Source organism: Methylobacterium sp. E-012 (genome assembly GCF_057836545.1).
Genome location: NZ_JBYQEY010000001.1, coordinates 526,933 through 552,598, shown reverse-complemented (window position 1 = coordinate 552,598; position 25,666 = coordinate 526,933). Strand labels below are relative to the sequence as shown.

Annotated in this window: 17 protein-coding genes; 11 read left to right on the top strand and 6 right to left on the bottom strand. The window is 72.9% G+C overall.

Annotation, left to right across the window (positions count from 1 at the left end):
* Window positions 1-111: 111 nt before the first annotated feature.
* From AC3IF1_RS02575 to tauA, 3 genes are all read right to left on the bottom strand, one after another.
* Window positions 112-912 (bottom strand): ABC transporter permease subunit, encoded by an 801-nt coding sequence (locus AC3IF1_RS02575; protein ID WP_243965385.1) that lies wholly within the window; start codon window positions 910-912, stop codon window positions 112-114.
* Window positions 909-1,700: a taurine ABC transporter ATP-binding protein gene (locus AC3IF1_RS02570; RefSeq protein ID WP_243965382.1), complete on the bottom strand. Its 792-nt coding sequence runs from the start codon at window positions 1,698-1,700 to the stop codon at window positions 909-911. The genes AC3IF1_RS02575 and AC3IF1_RS02570 overlap by 4 nt, the downstream gene beginning before the upstream one ends.
* A 64-nt stretch (window positions 1,701-1,764) precedes the next feature.
* Window positions 1,765-2,787: a taurine ABC transporter substrate-binding protein gene (gene tauA / locus AC3IF1_RS02565; protein ID WP_489215624.1), complete on the bottom strand. Its 1,023-nt coding sequence runs from the start codon at window positions 2,785-2,787 to the stop codon at window positions 1,765-1,767.
* Window positions 2,788-3,420: 633 nt separating this feature from the next.
* Here tauA and AC3IF1_RS02560 point away from each other — a divergent pair.
* Entirely contained in the window at window positions 3,421-4,425 is a 1,005-nt protein-coding gene (locus AC3IF1_RS02560; RefSeq protein WP_489215622.1) for a DUF2891 domain-containing protein, read from the top strand.
* A 697-nt stretch (window positions 4,426-5,122) separates the two neighbouring features.
* On the opposite strand, the gene AC3IF1_RS02555 is transcribed toward AC3IF1_RS02560, so the two are convergent.
* A complete protein-coding gene (locus AC3IF1_RS02555; protein ID WP_489215620.1) occupies window positions 5,123-7,933 on the bottom strand; it encodes a PAS domain-containing protein in 2,811 nt (936 codons plus the stop codon).
* Between the two features lie 351 nt (window positions 7,934-8,284).
* Here AC3IF1_RS02555 and AC3IF1_RS02550 point away from each other — a divergent pair, with 351 nt between their 5' ends.
* On the top strand, window positions 8,285-11,578 hold the full coding sequence (locus AC3IF1_RS02550) for a DEAD/DEAH box helicase (protein WP_489215618.1): 3,294 nt from the start codon (window positions 8,285-8,287) through the stop codon (window positions 11,576-11,578).
* A 64-nt stretch (window positions 11,579-11,642) separates the two neighbouring features.
* On the top strand, window positions 11,643-12,077 hold the full coding sequence (locus AC3IF1_RS02545; RefSeq protein ID WP_489215616.1) for a GlcG/HbpS family heme-binding protein: 435 nt from the start codon (window positions 11,643-11,645) through the stop codon (window positions 12,075-12,077).
* Window positions 12,078-12,125: 48 nt separating this feature from the next.
* Here the strand turns inward: AC3IF1_RS02545 and AC3IF1_RS02540 are convergent, their stop codons facing one another.
* Entirely contained in the window at window positions 12,126-12,677 is a 552-nt protein-coding gene (locus AC3IF1_RS02540) for a PAS domain-containing protein (RefSeq protein WP_489215614.1), read from the bottom strand.
* Window positions 12,678-13,027: 350 nt separating this feature from the next.
* Between AC3IF1_RS02540 and AC3IF1_RS02535 the strand changes: the two genes are divergently transcribed.
* The 3 genes from AC3IF1_RS02535 (at window position 13,028) to AC3IF1_RS02525 (ending at window position 15,165) form a co-directional block, all read left to right on the top strand.
* Window positions 13,028-14,290: an allantoate amidohydrolase gene (locus AC3IF1_RS02535; protein ID WP_489220302.1), complete on the top strand. Its 1,263-nt coding sequence runs from the start codon at window positions 13,028-13,030 to the stop codon at window positions 14,288-14,290.
* Between the two features lie 15 nt (window positions 14,291-14,305).
* Window positions 14,306-14,617: a hypothetical protein gene (locus tag AC3IF1_RS02530; protein WP_489215612.1), complete on the top strand. Its 312-nt coding sequence runs from the start codon at window positions 14,306-14,308 to the stop codon at window positions 14,615-14,617.
* A gap of 92 nt (window positions 14,618-14,709) precedes the next feature.
* The gene (locus AC3IF1_RS02525) at window positions 14,710-15,165 is read left to right on the top strand and encodes an SRPBCC family protein (RefSeq protein WP_489215610.1); all 456 of its coding nucleotides are present in this window, start codon (window positions 14,710-14,712) and stop codon (window positions 15,163-15,165) included.
* Window positions 15,166-15,201: 36 nt separating this feature from the next.
* On the opposite strand, the gene AC3IF1_RS02520 is transcribed toward AC3IF1_RS02525, so the two are convergent.
* The gene (locus AC3IF1_RS02520; RefSeq protein WP_243968946.1) at window positions 15,202-15,453 is read right to left on the bottom strand and encodes a hypothetical protein; all 252 of its coding nucleotides are present in this window, start codon (window positions 15,451-15,453) and stop codon (window positions 15,202-15,204) included.
* A gap of 225 nt (window positions 15,454-15,678) precedes the next feature.
* On the opposite strand from AC3IF1_RS02520, the gene AC3IF1_RS02515 reads away from it, so the two are divergent.
* From AC3IF1_RS02515 to AC3IF1_RS02495, 5 genes are all read left to right on the top strand, one after another.
* The gene (locus AC3IF1_RS02515; RefSeq protein ID WP_243968944.1) at window positions 15,679-16,401 is read left to right on the top strand and encodes a spermidine synthase; all 723 of its coding nucleotides are present in this window, start codon (window positions 15,679-15,681) and stop codon (window positions 16,399-16,401) included.
* A gap of 67 nt (window positions 16,402-16,468) precedes the next feature.
* Window positions 16,469-16,675, top strand: a complete 207-nt coding sequence (locus AC3IF1_RS02510) for a hypothetical protein (RefSeq protein WP_243968942.1) — start codon at window positions 16,469-16,471, stop codon at window positions 16,673-16,675.
* Window positions 16,676-16,768: 93 nt separating this feature from the next.
* On the top strand, window positions 16,769-19,114 hold the full coding sequence (locus tag AC3IF1_RS02505; RefSeq protein ID WP_489215607.1) for an Orn/Lys/Arg family decarboxylase: 2,346 nt from the start codon (window positions 16,769-16,771) through the stop codon (window positions 19,112-19,114).
* Complete coding sequence (locus AC3IF1_RS02500) at window positions 19,114-19,695, top strand: GNAT family N-acetyltransferase (protein WP_243968938.1); 582 nt, start codon at window positions 19,114-19,116, stop codon at window positions 19,693-19,695. Before AC3IF1_RS02505 ends, AC3IF1_RS02500 begins: the two co-directional genes overlap by 1 nt.
* 675 nt (window positions 19,696-20,370) lie before the next feature.
* Window positions 20,371-25,647, top strand: coding sequence for a S8 family serine peptidase (locus AC3IF1_RS02495; RefSeq protein ID WP_489215604.1), 5,277 nt, complete (start codon window positions 20,371-20,373; stop codon window positions 25,645-25,647).
* Window positions 25,648-25,666: the final 19 nt, after the last annotated feature.

Genomic DNA, 25,666 nt, shown 5'->3' with positions numbered 1-25,666 from the left:
GGGCTCGGCCCTTTGGCGGGGTCCGGGGGCGCCGCCCCTGAGACGCGGCAGGGGTCCATCCTGCACCCGCACACGGTCCCGGACCTTTTGAAGCACCGTCGATCAGTAACGCTACTGTTTGCCCTTCCAGGGCACCAGCGCACGTTCGAGCCGGCGCAGGGCGAACTCGAACAGGGTCGCGAACAGGCCGATCAGCAGGATTCCCATCACCACCACGTCGGTGCGCAGGAAGTTGGAGGCGTTGAGGACGAGCTGGCCAAGCCCGGCCTGGGCCGCCACCATCTCGGCGGCCACCAGGGTGGTCCAGCCCACGCCCATGCCGATCCGCAGGCCGATCAGGATCTCCGGCAGTGCCGCCGGCAGAACCACGTAGCGGAGCACCTGCCCGCGGCTCGCCCCGAGGGCGCGGGCCGCGTTGATCTGGTCGGCGGAGGCCGAAAGCACCCCCGAGCGGGTCGCCAGCGCCACCGGGGCGAAGCAGGCGAGGACGATCAGCAGCACCTTCGACAGCTCGCCGATCCCGAACCAGATGATCATCAGCGGCAGGTAGGCCAAAGGCGGCAGCGGCCGGTAGAACTCGATCAGCGGGTCGAGGATGCCGCGGGCGATCCGGCTGGTCCCCATGGCGAGCCCCGCCGGGATCCCGGCGGCGGCGGCCAGGAGGAAGGCGCCCAGCACCCGCAGGAGGCTGTCCCGGACGTGGATGCCCAGGGGGGCGCCGTCGAGCTCGCCGGTCCAGGCCTGCCCGAAGGCGGTCAGGATCGCCTCGGGCGGCGGCAGGAACAGCGGCTTGATCCAGCCGCTCCGGGTCGCGGCCGCCCAGAGGCCGAGGCAGGCCAGGACGGTCGCGGCGCTGACGACCGGCACCAGGGCCCCGCCGCGGCGCGACCTGGCGCGGGGGCGGCCGCTCATCGGAGCGCCCCGGGGGCCGGTTCGGAGCGGTGATGGATCCGCCCGAGCACGCGCTCGCGCACGGCGATGAAGGCGGGATCCGACTTGACCGCGCGGGCCTCGCGCCCGGCCACGACCGCGCGCGAGAACGGCAGGTCGATCGCCTCGACGATGCGGCCCGGGCGCGGGCTCATGATCAGGAGCCGGGTGGCGAGGAACACCGCCTCCTCGACGTCGTGGGTGATGAAGAAGGCCATCTTGCCGGTCCGGTGCCAGATCCGGAGGATCAGCTCCTGGACCTGCGCGCGGGTGAAGGCGTCGAGGGCGCCCAGCGGCTCGTCCATCAGCAGGGCGCGCGGGTCGCCGGCCAGCGCCCGGGCGAGGCCGACCCGCTGCTGCATGCCGCCGGAGAGCTCGTAGACCTTCCGGTCGGCGAACTCGGCGAGGCCGACGAGGTCCAGCATGTCCAGGGCGATCCGGCGCCGCTCCGCCCTGGGGACGCCGCGCATCTTGGGACCGAAGGCCACGTTCTCGGCGACATCCAGCCAGGGCATCAGGGCGTGGCGCTGGAACACCACCCCCCTGTCGGCCCCCGGCCCCCGGACCGGCGCCCCGTCCAGCAGGATGCTGCCCTCGGTCGGTTCGAGGAAGCCCGCGATGGCCGAGAGCAGGGTGGTTTTGCCGCAGCCGGAGGCGCCGAGCGCCACCACGAACTCCCCGGGCCGGATCGTCAGGTTCACCTGCGACAGGGCGACGATCCCGGCCTCGCCCTCCCCGTAATGGACGCTGAGGTTGCGGATCTCGATCATGGGCCTCTCCGAAGGCGCCGCCGGCTTTTATCGCGCGCCGCAGGCTTTTTTCGCGCGCCGCCGGCTATTTCCGGGCCGCCGCCACGTAATCCCCGGTGACGAAGCGGCCGTAATCCGGCGCCAGCGCCTGCACCCGCCCCTGCGCCTTCAGGAAGTCGGCGGTCTCGGTCAGGGCCTTGGCGGCGCCGCCGCCGAGCCAGGCCGGGGAGGCCTGCGCGTCGAGGGTCGGGAAGCGGTAGGCCGCCAGGCTCGCCGGCACCTCCGCGGGGGCCGAACCGGTGATCCGGGCCACCGCCGTCACCTCCGGCGCATCGGGCGCCCAGGGCCTGGCCGCGTAGGCGGCGTCCTGGGCGGCGATCAGCTTCACCAGCGTGACCAGGAAATCCCGGTTCTGCGCCGCCCAGGCCCGGTCCACCACGAGGCCGTCGAAGGTCGCCTTGCCCTGGCGGGCGATGTCGCCGGCCGAGATCACCACCGTGCCGGATTTCTTCACCCGGGCCAGCACCGGATCCCAGATGAAAGTCGCGTCGATGTCGCCGCGCTCCCAGGCGGCGGCGATCTCAGGCGGCCGCATGTTGAGGATGGTCACGTCCCTCTGGCTCAGCCCGGCCGCCGCCAGGGCGGCGATCAGCTGGTAATGCGACGTCGAGACGAACGGCACCGCCACGGTCTTGCCGCGCAGGTGGGCCACGCTTTTGATGCCGCTGCCGTTGCGGGCGACGAGCTGCTCGGCATCGGCGATCGCGTCCAGGATCCAGAACAGCTGGATGTCGAGCCCCTGCGAGGCCGCCGCGGCGATCGGGCTCGATCCCGCCTCCCCGATCTGGACGTTGCCCGACGCCATGGCGCGGATCACGTCGCCGCCGCCGCCGAACTTGCGCCAGGTCACCGTGTAGCCGGTGGCCTTCTCGATCGCCCCCGAGGCCATCAGCGCCCGGAACGGCACCACCATGTCCTGGTGGGCGAAGGTGACCGACCTCTCGGCGGCGCGGACCCGGCCGGGCGCGGGGATTCCGAGGACGAGCGGCGCCAGGGCGGCCAGCGTCGCCAGGGCGGTCCGCCGAGACCGTGATCGGGATCCTGTCATGATTCTCGTCCCCCTCCGGCATCCCGAATCGGTTCCGATCGGCGTGCCGGTACCATGGTCCGACACGGCATGCGCCCTGCACAAGGGGGCAGGCCGGGACGAACCGGTCCGGCCGGCTCCGCTGGGATCCGCGGGGGCTACGGCCGAAGGCAGGGGCGCGTCCCAGCAGAGACGACCATGTTCACCGATCTCCGGACGCAGCGCGGGTCCCGTCTGCCCGCAGGCGGGGCGGGGGGATGCCCGCATCAACGCACGAACCGAAGCCTAGCGCATCGTACCGGATACCGGGACCGGCACGATGCGCTCGCTGTCGGATCAGCCTCGTCTTTTTCCGAGAGCCGGAGGCCACGGTTCGGGACGATGCCCTAGGCCGCCGCTCAGAAGGTCCGAAGGCGATCCGTGAATCCGCCGGCCCCTGCGGGGGAGGGCGCGTGGCCGCACTGGAGCGGGCCCCCTAGCCGCGGACGATCTGGAGATCGATGTGGGAATCCGGTAGCCCGCAGAGGGGGAGGGATGCGCTCGTCCCGGACAGTCCCGTCCCCCTCACCCTCTCTCCAGGAGCGGGAATCCGAGCCACGTCCTGCGAAGCCGGCATCCGTGGCGTATCCTAGGTTTCGGAACCGGAGCCCCGCGATGGCGCCCGCACTCACCCCGGACATGGCCGCCCGCTTCGCGGCGGTCGCCCTCGGTCACGTCACCCGCCCATACCCGAACAAGCCGGGGCACGTGCTGGCGGGGCCGGAGGACGCCCGCACCCCCGTCGACCTGCATCCGGTCTTCCACGGCAGCTACGATTGGCATTCCTGCGTCCACGCCTACTGGCTGCTCGCCCGGATCCTGCGGTCGTTCCCGGACGGCCGGGAGGCCGGGGCGATCCGCGCCCGGTTCGACGCGCAGCTGACGCCCGGGAAGGTCGCGGGGGAATGCGCCTATTTCCGCCAGCCGACCGCCCGGGGCTTCGAGCGGCCCTACGGCTGGGGCTGGCTCCTGAAGCTCGCCGACGAACTCGCCCGCCTGCCGGAGCCCCGCTGGTCCGAGGCCCTGGCGCCGCTCGCCGGGATCGTGGTCCGGCGGTTCCGGGACTTCCTGCCCCTGGCCGCCTATCCCGTGCGGGTCGGGACCCATTTCAACACCGCCTTCGCGCTGCGGCTCGCGACCGACTACGCCGAGGGGGCGGGGGATGCGGCGCTCCGGGCCCTGCTGCAGCAGAAGGCGGAGCGCTGGTACGAGGCGGATGCGGATTGTCCCGCCTGGGGCGAGCCGGGCGGGGACGACTTCCTGTCCTCCACGCTGATCGAGGCCGAGTGCATGCGCCGCCTCCTGCCGCCGGAGCGGTTCCGGCCCTGGTTCGACCGGTTCCTGCCCGATCTCGCCGCGGGCCAGCCCGCCACCCTGTTCCGCCCCGCCGCGGTCACCGATCGCAGCGACGGCAAGATCGCCCATCTCGACGGCCTGAACCTCAGCCGCGCCTGGTGCTTCCGGGCGCTCGCCGCCGCCCTCGGTCCGGCCGACCCCCGCCGGCCGCTCCTCGTGGCGGCCGCGGAGGTCCACCTCGCCGCCGGGCTCCCGCACGTGACCGGCGACTACATGGGCGAGCACTGGCTCGCGACCTTCGCCCTGCTCGCCCTCGACGCGTGAGCCGGGTCTCGGCGTCCCAAGACGAATAAGCGTCTTCCGAGAACGTGTCGGCGCGGGCCGCGTTGACCGCGGCAGGCCAAAAAAAAGGACCGCCCTCAAGGAGCGGTCCGAAGTCTTGGGAGGAAACGCCCACGAAGGGCATGCCGCACAGCGACGCCGTCGCCGTGCTGCACTGCATCAACCCGAGCGGGTGGACCTTGTTCCGGGAACTCCCCGGGGCGGCGGCGCGGTCATGCCGTGGGTGCAGAAGGCGAGCGGCGCCTGTCCCGGGCGGGCTTGCGGATGCACAGATCGCGGTGTGATCCCTCGCCCGGCCGACGGGTCCGGCTGTCCAGAACGGCCATGCGCCCACCCGCCCCCCTCTGCGGGCTCCGAATGTTCACACATCTCCTGCTGCACGGGGCGACGCGCGCTCCGCCCCTGGCGATCCCGGGCTGGCCCGGGAGCGCTCGCGCTTGCGGGGCGGCGTTGCAGGTGGTGCAGGATCGAACGGTGCGGTGCCGTCTGCACCACCCCCAACCCTGACCCCTCCCCGCAAGGGGGAGGGGAAAGCGCCTCCCTTTCAAGATGGGGGTGTCAGCCCGAGGCGTGTGAATCCGGTAGCCGCTGCGGGGGAGGGGGACGCGCGCCCTCGCTGGAGGGGGCAGGCCGTCCCAAACAGCTCCGATCGGGATGCCGGCGGTCCGATCGAGGGCCGTCAATCCAGGACCGCACCATAGTCCGGCCGGCCGCGCCGCTTGGCCGTCTCGTAGAGCACCTGGGCGAGCTGCTCGGCCGAGTAGGGCTTGCGCACCAGGGCGAATCCGTGCGCGTCGTCCGTGGCCAGGACGTGGCTGTAGCCGGAGGTCAGCACCACCGGCAGGTCGGGGCGGGTGACCTGCAGGTGGCGCGCGAGGGCGAAGCCGCCCATGCCCGGCATGACCACGTCCGAGAAGACCACGTCGAACCGGTTCGGCGTGCTGTCGAGTTCGGCCAGCGCCTCCTCGGCGGATTTCGCCCACACGGGGGCATGGCCCAGATCCTCCAGGATCTGCGTGCAGAAGCGGCCGACCCCGAGATTGTCCTCCACGACCAGGATGCACAGGCCCCGCTGCGGCGCCGGTGCCCGCTGCGCGTCGCGGCCGGCCTCGGCCGCCGCGGCGGGCGCCGCGACCTGCGGCAGGTAGAGGGTGAAGGTGGTGCCGCCGCCCAGCGCGCTCGCCACGTCGATGTCGCCGCCCGATTGCTTGGCGAAGCCGATCACCTGGCTGAGGCCGAGCCCGGTCCCCTTGCCGACCTCCTTGGTGGTGAAGAACGGCTCGAAGATCCGCCCCAGGTCCGGGGCCGGGATGCCGGCGCCCGTGTCGGAGACCCGCACGGCCACGAACGGCCCCCGCGCGCCGGCATGCCCGCGGATCGCCGGCATCGGGCTGTCGCCGTCGAGGCGCAGGGTCAGGCCGCCTTCCCCGTCCATCGCGTCCCGGGCGTTGACCGCCATGTTGATCAGCGCCGTCTCGAACTGGCTCTCGTCCGCGCGCACGAACCGGGGCGTGTCCGGCAGGTCGATGGCGACGCGGATCCGCGCGCCGGTGACCGAATCGAGCATGTCGGCGATGCTGCGCAGCCGCGCGCAGACGTCGAAGACCTGCGGCGTGAGCGCCTGGCGCCGGGCGAAGGCGAGGAGCTGTCCGGTGAGCTTGGCCGCGCGGTCGACCGTGTCGGAGACCGCGTCGAGGTAGCGCCGCCGGCGCTCCTCCGCGAGCTCGGGCCGGCGCAGGAACTCGACCGAGGAGCGGATGATCGTCAGCAGGTTGTTGAAGTCGTGCGCCACGCCGCCGGTGAGCTGGCCGATCGCCTCGAGCTTCTGCGATTGCCGCAGGGCCTCCTCGGCCTGGCGCTGCTCGGTGATGTCGCGCCCGAACCCGTAGAACATCCCGTCCTCCGGGACGACGGTCCAGAGCACGCGCCGCTGGTCGCCGGCACGGGTCACGCAGGACAGCTCCACATCCTCGACCCGCCGGTCCTCGCAGAGCGGCCGGAGGGCGGCCTGCGCCGCCGCACGCTCCGGGGCCGCCACGAATTCCAGGGCGGTCCGGCCCAGGGTCTCCGCCTCGGACCAGCCGAGCGCCCGGCTCCAGGAGGGGTTCACCGCCTGGACCTGCCCGTCCCGGTCCGCGACGAGCTTCAGCACCGGCGAGAGCGTCCAGACCCGGTCGCGGTCCCGGGTCTGCGCGGCGACCTGCGCCTCCAGGTGCTCCGCCCGCGACCGGAGGAGTTCCTCGATCCGCTTCCGCTCGGAGATGTCGTGCGCGAAGACGTAGAACCCGTCGACCGCGCCGTCCGGCCCGCGCCGGGGCAGGTAGCGGGTGTCGGCGGTCCGGCTCTCGCCGTTGGGGAAGGTCCAGGTCCATTCGTGCCGGGCCTCCTCCCCGGCAAGCGTCCGCGCGATGGCGTGGCGCCGGGCCTCGAAGGCCTCGGGACCGAGGAGGTCGGCCACGGTCCGCCCCACGACATCGGCGGCGGAGAGGCCCGTCCAGGTCTCGTAGGCGGCGTTGGCGAACTGGTAGACGAGGTTCCGGTCGATGAAGGCGATCAGCACCGGCATCGCGTCCGCGACGAGGCGCAGCTCGGCCTCCCGCGCCAGGAGCGCCATCTCGCTCCGGCGGCGCTCGGTGATGTCGTTGAACAGGATGGCGACGCGGTTCCGCATCGGCCCGTCGACCCGGTAGGCGTGCACATCGTACCAGCGCCCGAGGCCCGCGGCCGGCTGCTCGAACCGGACCGGCTCCCCGGTCCGCGCGACCTGGCCGTAGAGGTCGAACCAGCGCTGCTCGTGGTCGGGCACGAGCTCGCGCATCCGCCGTCCGACCACCTCCGTCAGGCCGGTCTGCCGCTCGAAGGCGGCGTTGACCTCCAGGAAGCGGTAATCGACCGCGCGCCCGCCCTCCGCGAAGATCGGCTCCACGAGGCAGAAACCGGCATCGATAAACGCGAACAGCGAGCGGCAGCGCTCCTCGTTCCGGCGCAGGGCGGCCTCGGTGCAGCGGGACTCGAGCTGCGTCATCACCGCCCGGGCGAGCGCCTCGAGGACGAAGACCTGCTGGTCGGTGAGCGTGCGCGGCGCGTGGTCGAGGACGCACAGGGTCCCGACGACCCAGCCGTCGGGCGTCACCAGGGCGACGCCCGCGTAGAAGCGCAGGTGCGGCGGTCCGCCGACGAGGGCGTTGGCGGCGCGGTCCGGCTCCGCCGCCAGGTCCGGCAGGATCAGGACGCCGTCCGCACCCATGGCCTCGGTGCAGAACCCGAGATCGAGGGGCATCACCCGCGCCGTGTGGCCCACCGCGGCCTTGATCCATTGCCGGTCGGCGTCGATGAAGTTGATATGCGCCATCGGCGTGCCGCAGGCCTGGGCGGCCATCTCGGCGATCTCGTCGAAGGCGCGCTCCGGGGGCGTGTCGAGGATGGCGTAGGCGTGCAGGGCGGCCAGCCGCCGGGGATGCTCTGACTCGAAACCCGACCGGCGGGGCATTGTCTGGTTCGGCGACACGGGGCCGTCATAGCCTACGCCTTCGACCCCCCCAAGGGGTTCGATGCGACGGCGCGCCCCCGACAGGGCCAACGACGGGTTGCCGGGACCGCCCGCTCGCGCGGCGGGCGGCTATCTGCAATTGCAGATTGCACGCTCAGGTCCGCATCGCCGGCGGCATCCCCGGCCGGTCCTGCGGCGCTCGGGGGGCGATCACGAGTTCGTGTTCCGGTCCGTTCCGCGAGGGGTCGCGCCGGCGGGGCGGATCAGGGCTGTGGATTGGATCGCCGCGCCAGGGAGCCGCGGCGGCCCATGCCGCGTTGGCCAGCGCTGAGGACACGGATTCGGACGGGCATGGCCAATCGCAGGTTGAAGCCGGGTACACAGCCGGGCGTCGAGGACGCGCCGCTGATGCCCACGGGGGCGCTGGCGGTGGCACTCCTGGGCTTCGCCGCGGGCGCCGGCCCCGTGGTCCACGTCGCCCGGGACGGCCGCCGCCTGGAGGATCTCGCCGCGACCCTTCGGGCCCTCGACCCCGAGATCCGGGTCGCGGTCTTCCCGGAATGGGACTGCCTGCCCTTCGACCACGCCTCGCCGTCCCGGGCCACGATGGGGGCCCGGGCCGCCGTGATGCGCTGGCTGACCGACCGCGCCGCCCTGCCGGATTTCGTGCTGACCACGGCGCCGGCCCTGGTCCAGCGGGTGCCCCCGCCGGAGACCTGGGCCTCGGCCCGGGTGACCCTGCGGGTCGGCGACCCGCTCGACGTCGCCGCGGCGACCGCCGACCTCAAGCGCCTCGGCTACATCCTCGACGAGCGCGTCGACGAGCCCGGCGAGATCGCCGTCCGCGGGCGGACCGTGGAGGTGTTCCCCGCCGCCGCGCCGCGCCCCTGCCGGATCGAGCACGCGGAGGGCCGCGTCGCCGCGATCCGCTCCTACGATCCGATCTCGCAGCGCTCGGTGGCGGAGGCGGACGAACTGGTGATCGATCCCGCCACCGAGATCGTCCTGGAACCGGGCTCCGGACAGAGTTTCGAGCCCTTCACGGGCCAGGAGCACCGGCTGGACCGCTACTATCCGCGCCTCGTCACGCTCCTCGACTACCTGCCCGAGCCGCGCCTCGTGGTCGAGGACGGCACGGAGGCCCGGATCGACGCCTTCTTCGAGCAGATGGAGGAGGCGCGGGGCCGGTTGAAGGCCCGCGACGGAAGGGGCACGGCGGGGGCGGGCCTCTACCTCACCCCTGCGGGATGGCGGGAGATCGTGGCCGAACGGGGCCAGCTCGCCGCCACAGAGGCGGCCGGCGAGCCGCTGACGCTCCCGTCCTTCGCCCGGGAGCGCCGGCCGGGGACGGCCTTCGCCAAGGCGCTGCGCGCGCGGCTGAAGGCCGGCGACATCGTCGTCCTGGCAGGCACCCGCCAGCCCCTGCGGCGCCTCGTGCGCCAGGCCGGCCGGACCGCCGAGCGCCCGATCCGCCTGATCGACGCCTGGTCCGACGTCGCCGCGGCGGCACCGGGCGACGTCCTGGCCCTGGAGGCGCCGCTGGCGGCCGGGTTCCGGGTGCCCGGCCAGGGCGCCACCGTGATCGCCGCCGCGGACCTGTTCGGACCGGAGGCCGCGGTGGCCGGGGGCGTCCGGGCGATCCTGCCGATGGGCGAGGTCGACCTGCGCCCGGGCGACGTCGCCGTCGACCGCGACCGCGGCCTGTGCGTGTTCGAGGGGCTCGAGCCCGTCGCCACGCCGGGCGGCGAGCCCTCCGAGGCCCTGCGCCTGCGCTTTGCCGGCGGCGGGATCCTGATGGTGCCGGTGGCCCAGGCGGACCGGATCTGGCGCTACGGGCCGGAGCCCGACGCGGTCACCCTGGACAAGCTCGACGGCGGCACCTGGCCCCGGCGCCGGCTGGAGGCCGAGGCCACGATGGCCCGGACCGCCCGACTCATGCTGGAGGCCGCCCGGGCCCGCCGGGAGACCGAGGCGCCGGTGCTGGCGCCCCCGCCCCAGGACATGGAGCGCTTCGCCGCCGGCTTCGGCTTCGCGCCGACCCCGGATCAGGCCGCCGCCGTCGACGCGCTGATGGCCGATCTCGCCTCCGGCCGGCCGATGGACCGGCTCGTCTGCGGCGATGTCGGCTTCGGCAAGACCGAGGTGGCCCTGCGCGCCCTGGCGGCCACGATCTTCTCGGGGAAGCAGGCCGCGCTGATCGCCCCCACCACCGTCCTGGCGCGCCAGCACGCCGAGACCCTGCGCCGCCGCTTCGGCCGCTTCGGCGTGGAGGTGGCGCAGCTCTCGCGCCTGGTGGCCCCGGCCGAGGCCCGGCGGGTCAAGGCGGGGCTCGCCGACGGCACGATCCGGCTCGTGGTCGGCACCCATGCGCTGGCCGGCAGCAGCGTGCGCTTCGCCGATCTCGGCCTGACGGTGATCGACGAGGAGCAGCGCTTCGGCGCCCGGATGAAGGCCGACCTGCGCCGCCTCTCGGCGGGCGGCCACGTGCTGACGCTCACCGCCACGCCGATCCCGCGCACCCTCCAGGCGGCCCTGGTCGGGCTCCAGAGCCTCAGCGTGCTGGCCACGCCCCCGGCGCTCCGCCAGCCGGTCCGAACCGTGGTGGCGCCCTTCGACGCCGAGGCGGTCCGCGAGGCCCTGATCCGCGAGCACCGGCGGGGCGGCCAGAGCTTCGTGGTCTGCCCGCGCATCGAGGACATCGCCCCCATGGCCGAGCGCCTGCGCGGCCTTGTGCCGGGCCTCGACGTGCTGGTGGCGCACGGGGACCTGAAGCCCGCGGCCATGGACGAGGTCATGGTCCGGTTCGCCGACGGGGACGGCGACATCCTGCTGGCCACCGCCATCGTGGAGAGCGGGCTCGACGTGCCCCGGGCCAACACCATGCTGGTCTGGGAGGCCGCCCGGTTCGGCCTGGCGCAGCTCCACCAGCTGCGCGGCCGGGTCGGCCGCGGCCAGCGGCGCGGCGTCGTCCACCTGCTCAGCGACCCGGCCGCGCCGCCCCCGCCGGCAGCCCTGCAGCGCCTGCGCGCCCTGGAGGCCCTGGACCGGCTCGGCGCCGGCTTCGCGGTCAGCGCCCGGGACCTCGACCTGCGCGGCGCCGGCGACCTCGTCGGCGAGGACCAGGCCGGCCACGCCAAGCTGGTCGGGCTCGGCCTCTATCAGCACCTGCTGCAACTGGCGCTGACCGCCGCCAAGGGCGGCCGCGCCGAGGATTGGAGCCCGGAGATCGAGCTCGGGCTTCCGAGCCGGATCCCCGAGGATTACGTGCCGGAGCCTGAGATCCGCCTGAGCCTCTACACGCGCCTCCTGCGCCTGCGTGAGGCCGAGGCGATCGAGGCGCTGGCCGGCGAGGTCGAGGACCGGTTCGGGGCGCCGCCGGCGCCGATGCTCGCCCTGTTCGATCTCGCGCGGCTACGCGCGGCCTGCTGTGAGCTCGGCGTAGCCCGGCTCCGGGGCGGGCCGCAGGGCGTCGCGGCCGATCTGAGGCCGGACCGTCCGCTCGCCGCGATGGCGGTGGCGGACGGGATCGTCCTGCGCGAGGGCCGCGTCGTCTGGAAGCGGCCCTGTCCCGATGCGGCGGCCTGCGCGGCCCTGGCGGCCGACCTCCTCGACCGCGTCCGCGCCGCCCGGGAGCGGGCCGGCTGAGCTTGCGCCGGACGCTTCAAAGGGTCACAGGCGGTCGCGCAGGCAACGCGAGAGGGAATGTCCCATGCATGTCACGATTGAGCAGGCCGACCGCGCCATCGCCGCCGCCCGGGCGAAGGCGGTGGAACTCGGCACCCAGATGTGCATCGCGGTGGTCGATTCCGGTGGCAACCTGAAGGCGTTCCACCGCATGGACGACGCCTGGGTCGGCTCCATCGACATCGCCCAGAAGAAGGCCAAAACGTCGGTGTTCTTCGGCATGATGACCGGCCAGATCGGCCAGCTGTCGCAGCCCGGCGGCCCGCTCTATGGAATCGAGCACTCGAACGACGGGCTGATCACCTTCCCGGGCGGGATCCCGATCGTCGATGCCGAGGGCGTGATGTCGGGGGCGATCGGCGTCAGCGGCTCCACCGTGGAGAACGACCACACGGTCGCGGAGGCCGGCGCCAAGGCCATCGGCCGCACCGAATTGCCGGCCCATCCCTGGCGGACCTGAGCCGACGGCCTCGTCCCAGCGGGCGGCCGCCGCGCCGGGGACGGGGGCTCAGGAGGCGCGCCGCGCCAGGGCGCGGCCGATGCCGAGCAGCAGCATCCCCGAGAGCAGGTGCAGGGCGGCGTCGCCGTGGTGCCCCAGGGCGGTATGGACCTCCATGCAATGATCGGCCGCCGCGTCGAGATGCTCCAGCGGCGCCGGACGGCCCTCCCGCCGCGGCGCCGACGCGCCGTGCAGGTCGGTGATGTCGATATAGGCGCCGCGCCCGTGCAGGTTGCCGGTCTCGTCGGGTGCCAGCAGACCCCGGTTGAGGATCCAGCGGGTCTCGCCCGCCCCGGTCAGGATGCGGAACTCGAGGGAGACCGGTCCGCCCGTCCGCCGGAGGTTCCGGATCGTATCGAAGACCCAGGCGCGATCCTCCGGATGGATCCGCCCGAGGGCCACGGCGAGGGGCACGGGCTTGCCCGCCAGCTCGGAATCGCCCGCGAGCAGGGATGCGGCGCCCCGGTCGAGCACGGATCGGCTGGCGGCGACATCCGTATCCCAAGTGCCGACGAACCCCGCGGCCTGCAGGGCCGTGGCTGTCGTGGAAGCCAGAAGCATCGGAACTCCTCAAACCCGCATTCGGCCGACGATCGCTCCGCGGTTCGAGCAACCATCCGACCGGCGGTCTGTGACGTCAATGTCCGGACACGGCAGGCGCAGCAGACCTTTCGAGGTACCGAACACGGTGTCACGAAATACTACATGAATCAAATTTCGATCCGATTCCGGAAATTGCGGGACCTGTCAGGACGTCGGAAGATCCGGATCGGCCGAGGCGGTCGACTGTTCCAGCGATACGCCGGGGCGTGCGGCGGGTCGATGCCCGGGGCCGGATTCCAGGGCCGCCGCGTCCCTGGTGCGGATCCCGATCGCGGCCTAACCTCGTGCCTTCCGCAAAGGGGCATCGCATCGTGGATCGCACCAACCTCCCGCTCTCGCAGGATCGGCTCTGGGACAGCCTCATGGAACTCGCCCGGATCGGGGCGCTGCCCAACGGCGGCAACGATCGCCAGACCCTGACCGACCGCGACGCCGAGGGCCGCGCCCTGTTCCGGCGCTGGGGCGAGGCGGTGGGGCTGACCCTCACCGTGGACAGGATCGGCAACATGATCTTCCGCCGGCCCGGGCGGGATCCGGACGCGGCCCCCGTGGCCATCGGCAGCCACCTCGACACGCAGCCCACCGGGGGCAAGTTCGACGGGCCGCTCGGCGTGCTCGCCGGCCTGGAGATCATGCGCGCCCTGCACGAGGCCGGGATCGAGACCGAGGCGCCGCTCCTGCTGATCAACTGGTGCAACGAGGAGGGCGCGCGCTTCGCGCCGCCCATGAGCGGCAGCGGCGTCGCCATGGGCATCGTCCCGGAGGCCGACGTGATGGCGACCCGGGACCTCGCCGGCGCCGTCTTCGGCGACGAGCTCCGGCGGATCGGCTGGCAGGGCGCGGCGGATCCGGCGGCCCTACGCGGGCTCGGCGCCTATTTCGAGCTGCATATCGAGCAGGGCAAGCGCCTGGAGGATGCGGGCCTGACCATCGGGGTGGTCGACCGGGCGCTGGCCCAGATCTGGTACGAGATCACCGTTTTGGGCGAGGAGGCCCATGCCGGCAGCCCCATGGCCGGGCGCCGCGACGCCATGATGGCCGCGGCGGCACTGATCGCGTCGCTCGAAGCGATCGCCCACGACGCGGTCGGCGAGGGCGGCGAGCGCGGCCGGGCCACCGTGGGGGTCCTGACCGCGGAGCCTTCGAGCCGCAACATCACCCCGGGCCGGGTCTGGTTCAGCCTCGACACGCGCCACGGCGACACGGCGCAGCTCGAAGCGATGCGGGCGCGGATCCTGGCCCGGGCCGACGCGCTGGCGGCGGAGCGCGGCGTGACGATCCGCGTCGCGGAGTTCTGGCGCGCGCCGCCGACCGCCTTCGATCCGGTTCTGATCGACCGGGTCCAGGCGGCCGCCGAGACGCGGGGCCATGCCTGGACGCGCATGCCGACGGCGATCTACCACGACGCCGTCTATTGCGCCCGCGCGGTCCCCGCGGCCCTGGTGTTCTGCCCCTGCCACGGCGGCATCAGCCACAACGAGGCCGAGAGCATCACGCCGGCCTGGGCCGGAGCCGGGATGGAGGTTCTGGCCGACGCGGTTCTGGCCACCGCCCGGATCGTGCGCAGCTGAGGGAACGGTTCCGCCATGCCCGACGACAACGTCATCCGCCCGGCCTTCGGGGCCGTGCGCCGGCCCGCGCCGGCCGGCCAGGCCGAGGCCGACCCGCCGCCCCTGCGCGTCTTCGGCACGGGGGCCGGCCACCGGGTCGGCCTGATCCGGGACCGGGCGGCCGCGGAGGGCGACGTGTTCCGGATCGTGGTCGGGCCGGAGGACGCGCCGTTCGTCGAGACCGTGGCGCTGCTGCCGGCCACCGCCGAGGCGGAGGCGGAGGCCGAGGCCGAGCGGATCGGCTTCGCGATCCTCCGGACCCTGGAGGTGGTCGAGGGCGCGCCCTAGCCGCAGCCGGTCCCCGCGGCGGCGGTCTGCGCGGGGGGCAGGACGGGATGCCAGCCGGGCCCGGACGGGCACCGGCGCGCCGGGAGGGACGCATGCGTGAGGGCAGGGTCAGCAGCACGGAGATCGCGATCCCGGCCCGGGCCGGGATGGTCTGGTCGGTGCTGACCGACCTGGACGCCTACCCGGCCTGGAACCCGTTCATCCGCCGGGCGGAGGGCCCGCTGCGGGCGGGCGCGCGCTGGCGCCTGGAGCTGACCCTGAACGGCCGCACCTACCGGACGGTGCGGGTGCAGGTCACCGCTTGGGAGCCCGGCCGGCGGCTGACCTGGCGCGGTGGCATCCCGATGCCGCCGCTGATCACCGGCACGCACGATTTCCGGATCACCGAGACCCGGCAGGGCGTCGGCCTTGTCCAGGCGGAGACCTTCGCGGGCTGGCTCGCCCCCGTCCTGTTCCCGTGGCTGCGGGCCCGCACGCAGGCCCGGTTCGCCGAGATGAACGCCGCCCTGCGGGACGAGGTCGCCCGCCGGCTGGCCGAGACCGCCTGACCGCGCCCCGTCCGCCCCGGACGGGGCGCGGTCCGGTCACTCGATCGGCTTGGGCTTGATCACGGGCGAGCGGGTCAGGCTCTGGATCTCGCGGCCCGGCCGCCCGGACTTGCGGGCGATCTCCTCCTCCTGCTCGGCGATGAGCTGGCGGGCCGGCTCGTCACCGTCCAGGCCGCCCAGGATCTCGACCGGCACCCGCCGATTCGAGGCCCGGGAGCCATCGGTGTAGACGATATCGAACAGAACAAAGCCCCGCTCCTGCGGTCTCGACTTGATGCGCTTGGCCATAGGTGCTGATACGCCGCCGGAATCGGTCGCGGCAAGCCGCAGCGGCGGGCGGGGGTTGCGCGGTGCGCACATGCCGCGCCCGGTGCGCCCTGGCCGATCCGCAGTGATCCCCCGCGCCGTCCCGCACGAAGGCCGCCGGCCTTCGGTTCGGGACGGCGCGGCCCAGAAAACCGGAATCCCGGCCCCGATCCGGGCCGGGCCCCAAGCCAACCGAGGACGCCGTCCGTGATACCCTGGGTTCATCTCGATACCGGATCCGTGCCCGGCGGCGGCACCGACCTGCGCCTGATGCGGCGCGGCGAGGAGTTCGCGATCCTGGCCGACACGATCGAGCTGATGAACAACCGCCGCAGCGGCTCCGAGGTGGCGCTCGCGGCGCTGACCTGCGCGCGGCTGGCGGACCGGCCCCGGGCCCGGATCCTGATCGGCGGCCTCGGCATGGGCTTCACCCTGCGGGCGGCCCTGGAGAATCTCGGCCCCGAGGCGCGGGTGGTGGTGGCCGAGCTGGTACCGGCGGTGATCGCCTGGGCCCGGGGCCCGCTGGCCCACGTCTTCGCCGGCTGCCTGGACGATCCCCGGGTCGACCTGCAGGAGGCCGACGTGAACCGCCTGATCCAGGCGGCGCCGGCGCGCTACGACGCGATCCTGCTCGACGTCGACAACGGCCCGGAGGGCCTGATGCGCCGCTCCAACGACCGGCTCTACGACAGCTGGGGCCTCAAGCGGGCCCATTGGGCGCTGCGGCCGGGGGGCATCCTGGGGGTCTGGTCGGGGGCCCCGGACCGGAAGTTCAAGAGCCGGATGCAGCGCTCCGGCTTCGACGTGGACGAGCGGCGCGTCCATGCCAGCGGCCGCGGCAGCGGTCCCAAGCACGTGGTCTGGCTCGGGACGCGGGGCGCGGCGCCGGGGGCTCCGGCCGTCCCCGGCCGGCCGGAGAAAACCCGCTGATCCGGCGCGCTGCCGCTCACGGTCGCACCCCCTATCCCGGCACCGCGAGGTTCCGCACATTCCCCCCATGGGTGCGAATGACGGGCCTCTCTACACGGTCGAGGTCAGGCCGAGCCGGCACGATCCGGGCCGCTTCACCTGGGCGATCCGCGACCGCGGCAAGCTGGTCCGGGGGTCGTACCGCCCGCACGCCTCCGAGCACGCCGCCCGCGCCGTCGCCCTGGCCGAAGTCGAGCGGCTGATCGGGCATGACGGGCGGTCGGGGAGCGCCTGACACCCCCGCGCCCGTCCCGGCCCGGGCGCTGTCATCCAATCGTCGCAGACGGGCCAGAAAGGCACTCGCTGCAGCCGAGGCAGAGAGGGCTCCATGGACTTCCACCGTCGCTTCACGGTCCTGATGTGCGCCCCGGCCTTCGATCCGGACGACCTGGAGGGCGCGCGCGTCGCCCAGATCGTGGCGGCGGTCGAGCATCGCGGCTTCGAGGTGGTGCGCGCCCGGCGGGTCGAGGACGCGGCCATCGCCGTGCAGACCGACGCGGCGGTGGGCTGCCTCGTGGTCGACTGGGGCAAGCGCGGCCTCGACGGCAAGGCCGCCGCGCTGATCGACATGATGCGCAAGCGCGGCCTGGAGATGCCGATCGTCATCATGGTCCGCCGCAAGCGGCTGGAGGACATCCCGGTCGAATTGCTCGACTTCATCGACGGCTACATCTTCCTGGCGGAAGAGACCCCCGAATTCATCGCCCGCGGCCTGGTCAGCCGGGTCACGCAATACGCCCAGACCCTGAAGACGCCGTTCTTCGGCGCGCTGGTCGACTATGCCGAGAAGGGCAACCAGCTCTGGACCTGCCCGGGCCACAACGGCGGCATCTTCTACAACCGGTCGCCGATCGGCCGGATCTTCGTCGAGCATCTCGGCGAGGCGATCTTTCGCGACGACCTCGACAATTCGGTTCTGGATCTCGGCGACCTGCTGACCCACGAGGGTCCGGCGCTCAAGGCCCAGAAGGAGGCCGCCAAGATCTTCGGGGCCGAAAAAACCTACTTCGTCCTCAACGGCACCTCGGCCTCCAACAAGATCGTGCTGTCCTCCCTGGTGGCCGAGGACGACCTGGTCCTGTTCGACCGCAACAACCACAAGGCGGCCCATCACGGCGCCCTGTTCCTCGGCGGCGGCATCCCGATTTTTTTGGAAACGGACCGGAACGCCTACGGCTTGATCGGTCCGATCTATCATGAGGCCCTGGACGAGACGCGTATCCGCGAGAAGATCCGCCGCAACCCGCTGGTGACCGACCCGGAGGCCTGGCGCCGGGAGCGGCCGTTCCGGGTCGCGGTGATCGAGCAATGCACCTACGACGGCACGATCTACGACGCGCAGGTGATCCTGGAGAAGATCGGCCACCTCTGCGACTACATCCTGTTCGACGAGGCCTGGGCGGGCTTCATGAAGTTCCACCCGCTCTACGCAAGGCGCTTCGCCATGGGGCTGACCGGCCTCGACGAGACCTCGCCGGGCATCGTCGCCACGCAATCGACCCACAAGCAGCTCGCGAGCTTCTCCCAGGCCTCGCAGATCCACACGCGGGACGGGCATATCCGCGGCCAGACCCGGCGGGTCGAGCACAAGCGGCTCAACGAGAGTTTTCTGGTCCACGCCTCGACCTCGCCGTTCTACCCGCTCTTCGCCTCCCTCGATGTCGGCGCCCAGATGATGAAGGGGCGCTCGGGCATGATCCTGTGGGACGACACGATCCGGCTCGGGATCGAGTGGCGCAAGAAGGTCCGGGCGATCCGGCGGGAATTCGAGGAGCACGAGCGCGACCCGGCCCGGCGCTGGTTCTTCGACCCGTTCGTGCCGGACGTGACCGTGAACGCCGACGGGGCCGAGGTGCCCTGGGAGAGCGTGGCGACCGACGAGCTCGCCGCCACCCCCCGGCACTGGGAGCTGAAGCCGGGCGCGCGCTGGCACGGCTTCACCCACGTGGCCCCGGGCTACGCCATCACCGACCCGAACAAGCTGACCGTGCTGACCCCGGGCTTCGACCGGAAGACCGGCGCCTATGCCGATCACGGCGTGCCGGCGCCGATCGTGGCCCAGTACCTGCGTGAGAACCGGATCGTCGCCGAGAAGAACGACCTGAACTCGCTGCTCTTCCTGCTGACCCCGGGGGTCGAATCCTCCAAGGCCGGCACGCTGATCTCGGGCCTCGTCGCCTTCAAGCGGCTCCACGACGACAACGTCCCGCTGGAGGAGGCCATGCCCGAATTCGTGGCGCGCCGGCCGAACCGCTACCGCGGGGTGCGCCTGCGCGAGCTCTGCGGCGAGTTCCACGCCTTCCACCGGGAGGCCGGCACCTCGGCGCTGCAGCGGCGCCAATTCGCCCCCGAGCACCTGCCCGAGATGGTGATGGCGCCCAAGCGCGCCGCCCAGATGCTGACCCGCAACAAAGTCGATTACGTGCCGATCGCCGAGGCCGAGGGGCGGATCGCCACCACCCTGATGCTGGTCTACCCCCCGGGCATCGGCACGGTCCTGCCCGGCGAGCGCCTGGACGAGCGGGCCAAGCCGATGCTCGACTATTTCAAGATGTTCGAGGCCTCCGCCAACCTGTTCCCGGGCTTCGAGGCCGAGATCCAGGGCGTCTACCGGGAGGTCGACCCGGACGGGCGGATCCGCTTTCACACCTACGTGGTCCGAGAGGGCGCCTGATGGAGATCGAGGTCGAGACCCCCGGCCCGCCGGTCGCGCAACCCTGCCCGGACATCGTCATCCGCGCCTCCTCGGACGCCGATGTCGAGGCGATGGTGGCGATCTACGAGCACCACATCAGCAAGGGCGTGAGCGATGTCGGCGTCGCCGAGGAGGACCGCCTGCTCCCCGACGATCTGAAGCGGCGGCGCAAGACCATGCGCAAGAAGCGCCTGCCCCACCTCGTGGCCGAGCGCGCCGGCCAGGTCGCGGGCTACGCCTACGCGGTGCCGTTCCGGAAGCGCCCGGCCTACCGTTACACCCTCAAGCACTCGATCTACGTGCATCCCGACCACCTGCACGCCGGGATCGGGCGCCGCCTCCTGCCGGCCCTGATCGAGGCCTGCGCGGCCGGCGGCTACCGCCAGATGATCGGCTACATCGACGCCGAGAACGCCGCCTCCCTGCGCCTCCACGAGGCCTGCGGCTTCGTCCAGGCGGGCTATCTGCGGGCGGTGGCGTTCAAGTACGGCCACTGGTCGGACAGCGTGATGGTCCAGCGGGCGCTCGGCACGGGATCCGAGGACCGGCCCGGGGCGTAGCCCACCGGCGCCCGGCCTGCCCGGAAAGCGGGCAGATGCGGCTTGGTTCGACACACGCGATAACGGCCGCGCGCGACGGAGCGCAGGGCCGATGTCGGGCGCCACAACAGGTGTCCGCTTCCTGAGTCGCGCCCACCCGGCAGCCGCCGGGGACGAGGCCCTTTCCCGGGCCGGAGACCCGGTCCCCGGATCCCTCGCGGAACGTCCGCTGCCGCGTGTCGCCGCCGAAGGCGGGCTTCCGTCGATCGGGCGTCTCGCGGCAATCCCCCATCGGTTCACGGCCCGATCGGGCGCGTTGCGTAAATGCAACGGCGTCGGCGGAATCGTGCGCGTCGAGGGCGGTGGAAGCGGCCGGCGCCCGGCAGAGCACACGATAAGATATGCAAGGAATATGCCATTTAAAAGGATTGCCGGCTGCAAGTCCAGATCCGGTACGGGCCCGGGCAGACAATACTTATTCTCAGTCGAAAACATTGTTCGAGTAAAACAGAAATCTTTCTGCTGACGTTTGTCGTTGATTCCGGAAAAACATCCGCGCACGCTCCAGCCTGTGGTGTTCAGGCCGGCACTTTTTGTACCGGCCATGCCTCGATCCTGTCGGGCAATACGGACACAGGTCAGAGGCAGCGGATCCCGGGGCGAAACATCGTGCGCAGACCAGATCGTCGCGAAAATATGGCCCGGACCGGTGCGAGCCCGCGGAAAGCATCCGTCGCACGGTGGTCGACCCTCGGGCTGGCCGCACTAAGCGCGAGTATCTCGCATCATGCCCTCGCCCAGAGTCTCGCGCGGACCGATCCCGCCTCTTGGCGCAGCCAGGAATACCAAGCCGATTGGGGCCTCGAGGCCATACGCGCCGCCGACGCCTACGCGGCCGGCTACACCGGTCTGGGGGTCACTGTCGGCGTCGTCGATTCAGGTATCGACAGCGCGCACCCGGAATTCGCGGACGGCCGCGTCAAGCCGCTCACCATCACCGGAACCTACGGATCGGATGGGTTCTATCTGATGGATTCGTCCGGCAATCCGGAAGCCGGCTCTCCGTCGTGGAGCTTCTTCAGCAAAGGCCAGTCTTATACGATCCCGGGAACGTACAATCCGATCTACAACGATCCGCACGGCACCCACGTCAGCGGGACGATCGCGGCCGCGCGCGATGGCAGCGGCATGCACGGCGTCGCGTTCGACGCCAATGCCTATGTCGTCGATACCGGCAGCATCGATTTCTCGAGGCACGGGGCCAATATCGACTACAGTTATTTCAAGAACGCCTACGAAACCCTGGTACGCGCCGGGGTGCGTGCGATCAACACATCCTGGGGCGATCCACCGTTGCAGGACAATTACAACAGTGTCGGCGGCATGATGACCGCCTACGCGACGTTCTCGGGAAAGAAGACGCTCCTCGACGCAATGGATGAGGTGACGCGGAAGTACGACGTCATCCAGGTCGTGATTGCCGGCAACACGGGTTTCAACAACTCCGACATGCGGGCGTCGCTACCGTATTTCCGGCCCGATTTAGAGAAGCGCTGGCTCGCCGTCGGTGCCGCGGCCCAGACGGATTCTCATGATTATAGTCCAGACAGCCTAATGTTGGACAGCTATTCCAACCGCGCGGGTGTCGACAAATACTGGTATGTTGTTGCGCCCGGAAGCAAGATTTTCAGCGCCGTGCCGCCGTACACACCAGGCGCGCCCTGGGATCCGGGGGACTGGCAGATCGATCCCAATAATCAGACGGGATACACACTCGTGTCCGGCACCTCGATGGCGGCCCCGCATGCCACGGGGGCGCTGGCCGTAATCATGCAGCGCTATCCCTACATGACCAACGAGCAGGCGCGGGACGTCCTGCTCACCACCGCCTATCACCGCAACGCGGTCGACGGCGTCGCGGATGCCAACCCCAACGCCCCCAACGCCGTCTGGGGCTGGGGCGTGATCGACCTCGCCAAGGCCATGCGGGGACCGGGGCAGTTCCTCGGTCCCGTCGCGGCGAACCTCCCGACCGGCACGAACGACACCTGGTCCAACGACATCTCCGAGGACGCCCTGGTCCAGCGCAAGCGGGAGAACGACGCCGAGGCTGCGGCATGGCCGACCCTCAAGGCTGCGCAGGCCCGACAACTCACCGCCGCCGGCGCCCAGGAGGCCGAATCGACCGTGAGGCAGGTCTTGAACGATCTGCTGACCGGTCTGAACACCAGCGATTATCGGGCCGCGGTGGAGGCGGCTTGGCGCGCCGCGGACCAGAACCTGATCGTGAGTTCGATCCTGACAAGGCTCACGTCGGAAAACCCATATTGGGGCTATATTTCCGACGATGGGTACAGGCCATATGCAATCTCCGCCCTGAATCAGCAGATCGCCGCTCTCGACGCGGCGAGCATCGCGCAAGCGCAGGCGGCGGCCAGCGCCGTGTGGCCGGACTATGTGGCCGTCAACGAAACCCGCATCGCCGCCTTCGCCGGCATCCCGACCCGGGGCAGCCTGATCAAGCTGGGCGCGGGCACGCTGACGCTGGCCGGGACCAACAGCTATTCCGGCGGCACGACCGTGGCGGGCGGGACCCTGTCGGTGTCGCGCGAGGCCAATCTCGGCGCCGCCGGGGCGCCCCTGACCTTCGACGGCGGCGTCCTCCAGATCACCGGCACCGGCTTCACCGCCACGGCGCGGCCGATCACCTGGGGCCGGAACGGCGGCGGCCTCGATATCGCCGACCCGGCCAACAGCTTCACCCTCGCCCAGGCGCTCGCCGGATCGGGCGGGCTGGCCAAGCTCGGGGCCGGCACCCTCACGCTCGCCGGCACCAACACCTACACGGGCGCCACCACCGTCGCGGCCGGGACCCTCCTGGCCCGCGGCGGCCAGGCGATCGGCGATCGCAGCGCCGTCACGGTCGCGTCCGGCGCGACCCTGGCGCTGGCCGACGCCGAGACCGTCGGCTCGCTCGCCGGGCAGGGCCGCGTCGCCCTCGGCGCCGCCCGCCTCACCGCCGGCGGCGACGACAGCTCCACCACCTTCGCCGGCACGCTGGACGGCACCGGCGGCCTGACCAAGGCCGGGGCCGGGACCCTGACGCTCGCCGGGGCCAACGCCTATACCGGCGGCACCACCATCGCGGCCGGGACCCTCCAGGTCGGGGCCGGCGGCACCGCGGGCAGCCTCACGGGCGACGTCGCCGATGCCGGGATCCTGGCGTTCGACCGGGCCGACGACACCACCTTCGCGGGAGCCGTCTCCGGGCCCGGGGCCGTGATCAAGCGCGGCGCCGGGACCCTGACGCTCACCGCCGCCCACGGCTTCACCGGCCCGGCCACCGTCGCGGCCGGCGGCCTCGCCCTCACCGCCTCCGCCAGCCTGGCCGCGCCGGTGGTCACCCTGGCCGGCACCACGCTCACCCAGGCCGGGACGCTGTCGGGCGGCCTGACCAATGCCGGCACCGCCATCGCCAGCGGCGCGATCGCCGGCGGCCTGACCAACACCGGCACGGCCATCACCAGCGGCACGGTCGCCGGCGGGGTGACCAACACCGGAGCGCTCACCGCCACGGCGGGCGCCCTCAACGGGCCGATCCGCAACGCCGGGCAAGTCGCCGTCACCGGGCCGGTCTCCTCCGATGCCGGCTTCGCCAACGCCGCCCAGGCCAGCCTGACCGTCACCGGCCGCTACGGCCTCGCCGGGGGGCTCGACAATGCCGGCACCGTCGCGGTCGCGGAGGGCGGCCGCCTCCTGGCCGGGCGCATCGCCAATGCCGGGCTGCTCACCGTCGCCGCCCAGGGCAGCGTCGTCGACGACCTCGTCAACACCGGCCGCCTGGTCAATGCCGGCGCCTACACGGCCGACGCCGTCAACGCCGCCGGGGCGACGCTCGTCAACACCGGCACGTTCGCCACCGTCTCGGCGCCCTTCGCCAACGCCGGCACCCTGGTCACCACCGGCAGCCTCACCGGCGGGCTGACCAATACCGGCTTCGTCCAGGCCGCGGGCGTGCTCGCCGGGCCGGTCGCCAACGCCCCGGGGGCGATGGTCGCGCTCACGGGCCCGACCGCCGGCCTCACCCGGCTGACCAACGACGGCGCGTTCGACCTCGGCGGCACCGCGCTCACCGTCGGCGCGCTCGCCGGCACGACGGCGGCCGCGACCCTCGGCAACGGCCAGCTCACGGTCGGCACCGACGGCAGCTCGACCGGCTACGCCGGGCAGATCGTCGACGGCGCCGGCCCGACCAGCCTGACCAAGCTCGGCGCCGGCACCCTGACGCTCACGGGCGCCAACAGCCTCTCCGGCCCGGTCAGCGTGTACGGCGGCGAACTCGCCGTCACCGGCGGCCTGCCCAACGCCGCCGTGTCGCTCGGCGCCGGCAGCCGGCTCACCGGCGCGGGCTGGTTCGGCAGCCTCGCCCTGGGCGCGGGCAGCGCCCTCGCCCCGGGGGCCGGGCCGGGGGCGCTCGGCCGGATCGCCGTCGCCGGCAGCCTGACCCTGGCGCCGGGATCGGTCTACCGGGTCGACGCCACCCCGGACGGCCGCTCCGACCGGGTCGCGGTCGGCGGCACCGCCACGGTGGCGGGCGCCCGGGTCGAGGCGGTGGCCGGCAGCGGGCTCTACGCGCCGCGCACGCGCTACACGATCCTGAGTGCCGCCGGCGGCGTGCAGGGCCGGTTCGCCGGGGTGTCGAGCACCTTCGCGTTCCTGACCCCGTTCCTGGCCTACGCCCCGGACGCGGTCGTCCTGACGCTGGCGCGCAACGACCTGGACTTCGCCGCGGTGGCGCGGACCCGCGACCAGCGCGCGGCCGCCGGGGCGGTTCAGGCCGGGGCGGTCGGCTCGGTCCTCTACGACGCGGTGGCGGTGCTGTCGGCGCCCCAGGCCCGGGCGGCGTTCGCGGCCCTGTCGGGGGACGGCCATGCCAGCCTGGCCGCGACCGCCTTCGCCGGGGCCGGGCTGGTGCGCGAGGCGGTGCTCGACCGGCTGCGCTGGGACGGCGCCCCGGCGGCGCGGGAGTACGGCAGCCTGCCGGCGACCGACGCGGCCGACCGGCCCGGGCCGCCGGTGCCGGGGGTGGTCCCGGTGCGGCGCGCGCAACCGGAGCCGGTGAGCCTGTGGGGCCAGGGGCTGGGCAGCCTCGGCCACGCCCGGGCCGACGGCAACGCCGCCGGGCTGTCGCGCCAGAGCGCGGGCTTCGTGATCGGGGTCGACGCCCGCCTGGACGGGCTGGGCGCCGACGGCCTGGGCTCCGAGGGCCTGCGGCTGGGGGCGGTCGGGGGCCATGTCGAGACCAGCTTCGCCAGCCCCGGCCAGGTCCAGACCGGGACGCTGGCGAGCACGTTCGGGGGCGTCTACGGCAGCCTCGGGGCGGGCCCGGCGGTGCTGCGGTTCGGGGCCCTGGCGGCGGACGAGCCGGCGCGGCTGCGGCGGGTGGTGGCGTTCCCGGGGTTGACCGACACGCCGACCGCCCGCACCGGCGGGCGCAGCGTCCAGGGCTTCGGCGAGGCCGGCTACCGGATCGCGCTCGGCGCCGGGGCGGCGCTGGAGCCGTTCGTGGGCGCCGGCGCGGTGGCGCTGGGCCGCGACCGCTTCGCCGAGCAGGGCGGGGCGGCCGCGCTGACGGGGGCGGCACGCGGGAGCCTGCTGCCGACCGCCACCGCGGGCCTGCGCGCCGAGGCCCGGCTCGATCCGGAGGCGGCGCTGCCGGTGTCGGTGCACGCGCTGGCCGGCTACCGGCGGACCTTCGGCGACGGGGTTCCCGCGGCGGCGCTGGCGTTCCGGGGCACCGGCGCCCGGTTCGTGAGCGCCGGCCTGCCGATCGACCGCGACGCGCTGGTCGCCGAGGCCGGCCTGGCGGTGCTGATCTCCCCCGCCGCCTCGCTGGGCCTGTCCTACACCGGCCAGATCGGCGCCCGTGCCCAGGACCACGCCGCACAGGGCTCCTTCACGTACAGGTTCTGAACGGGCGCGGGCCGTACCG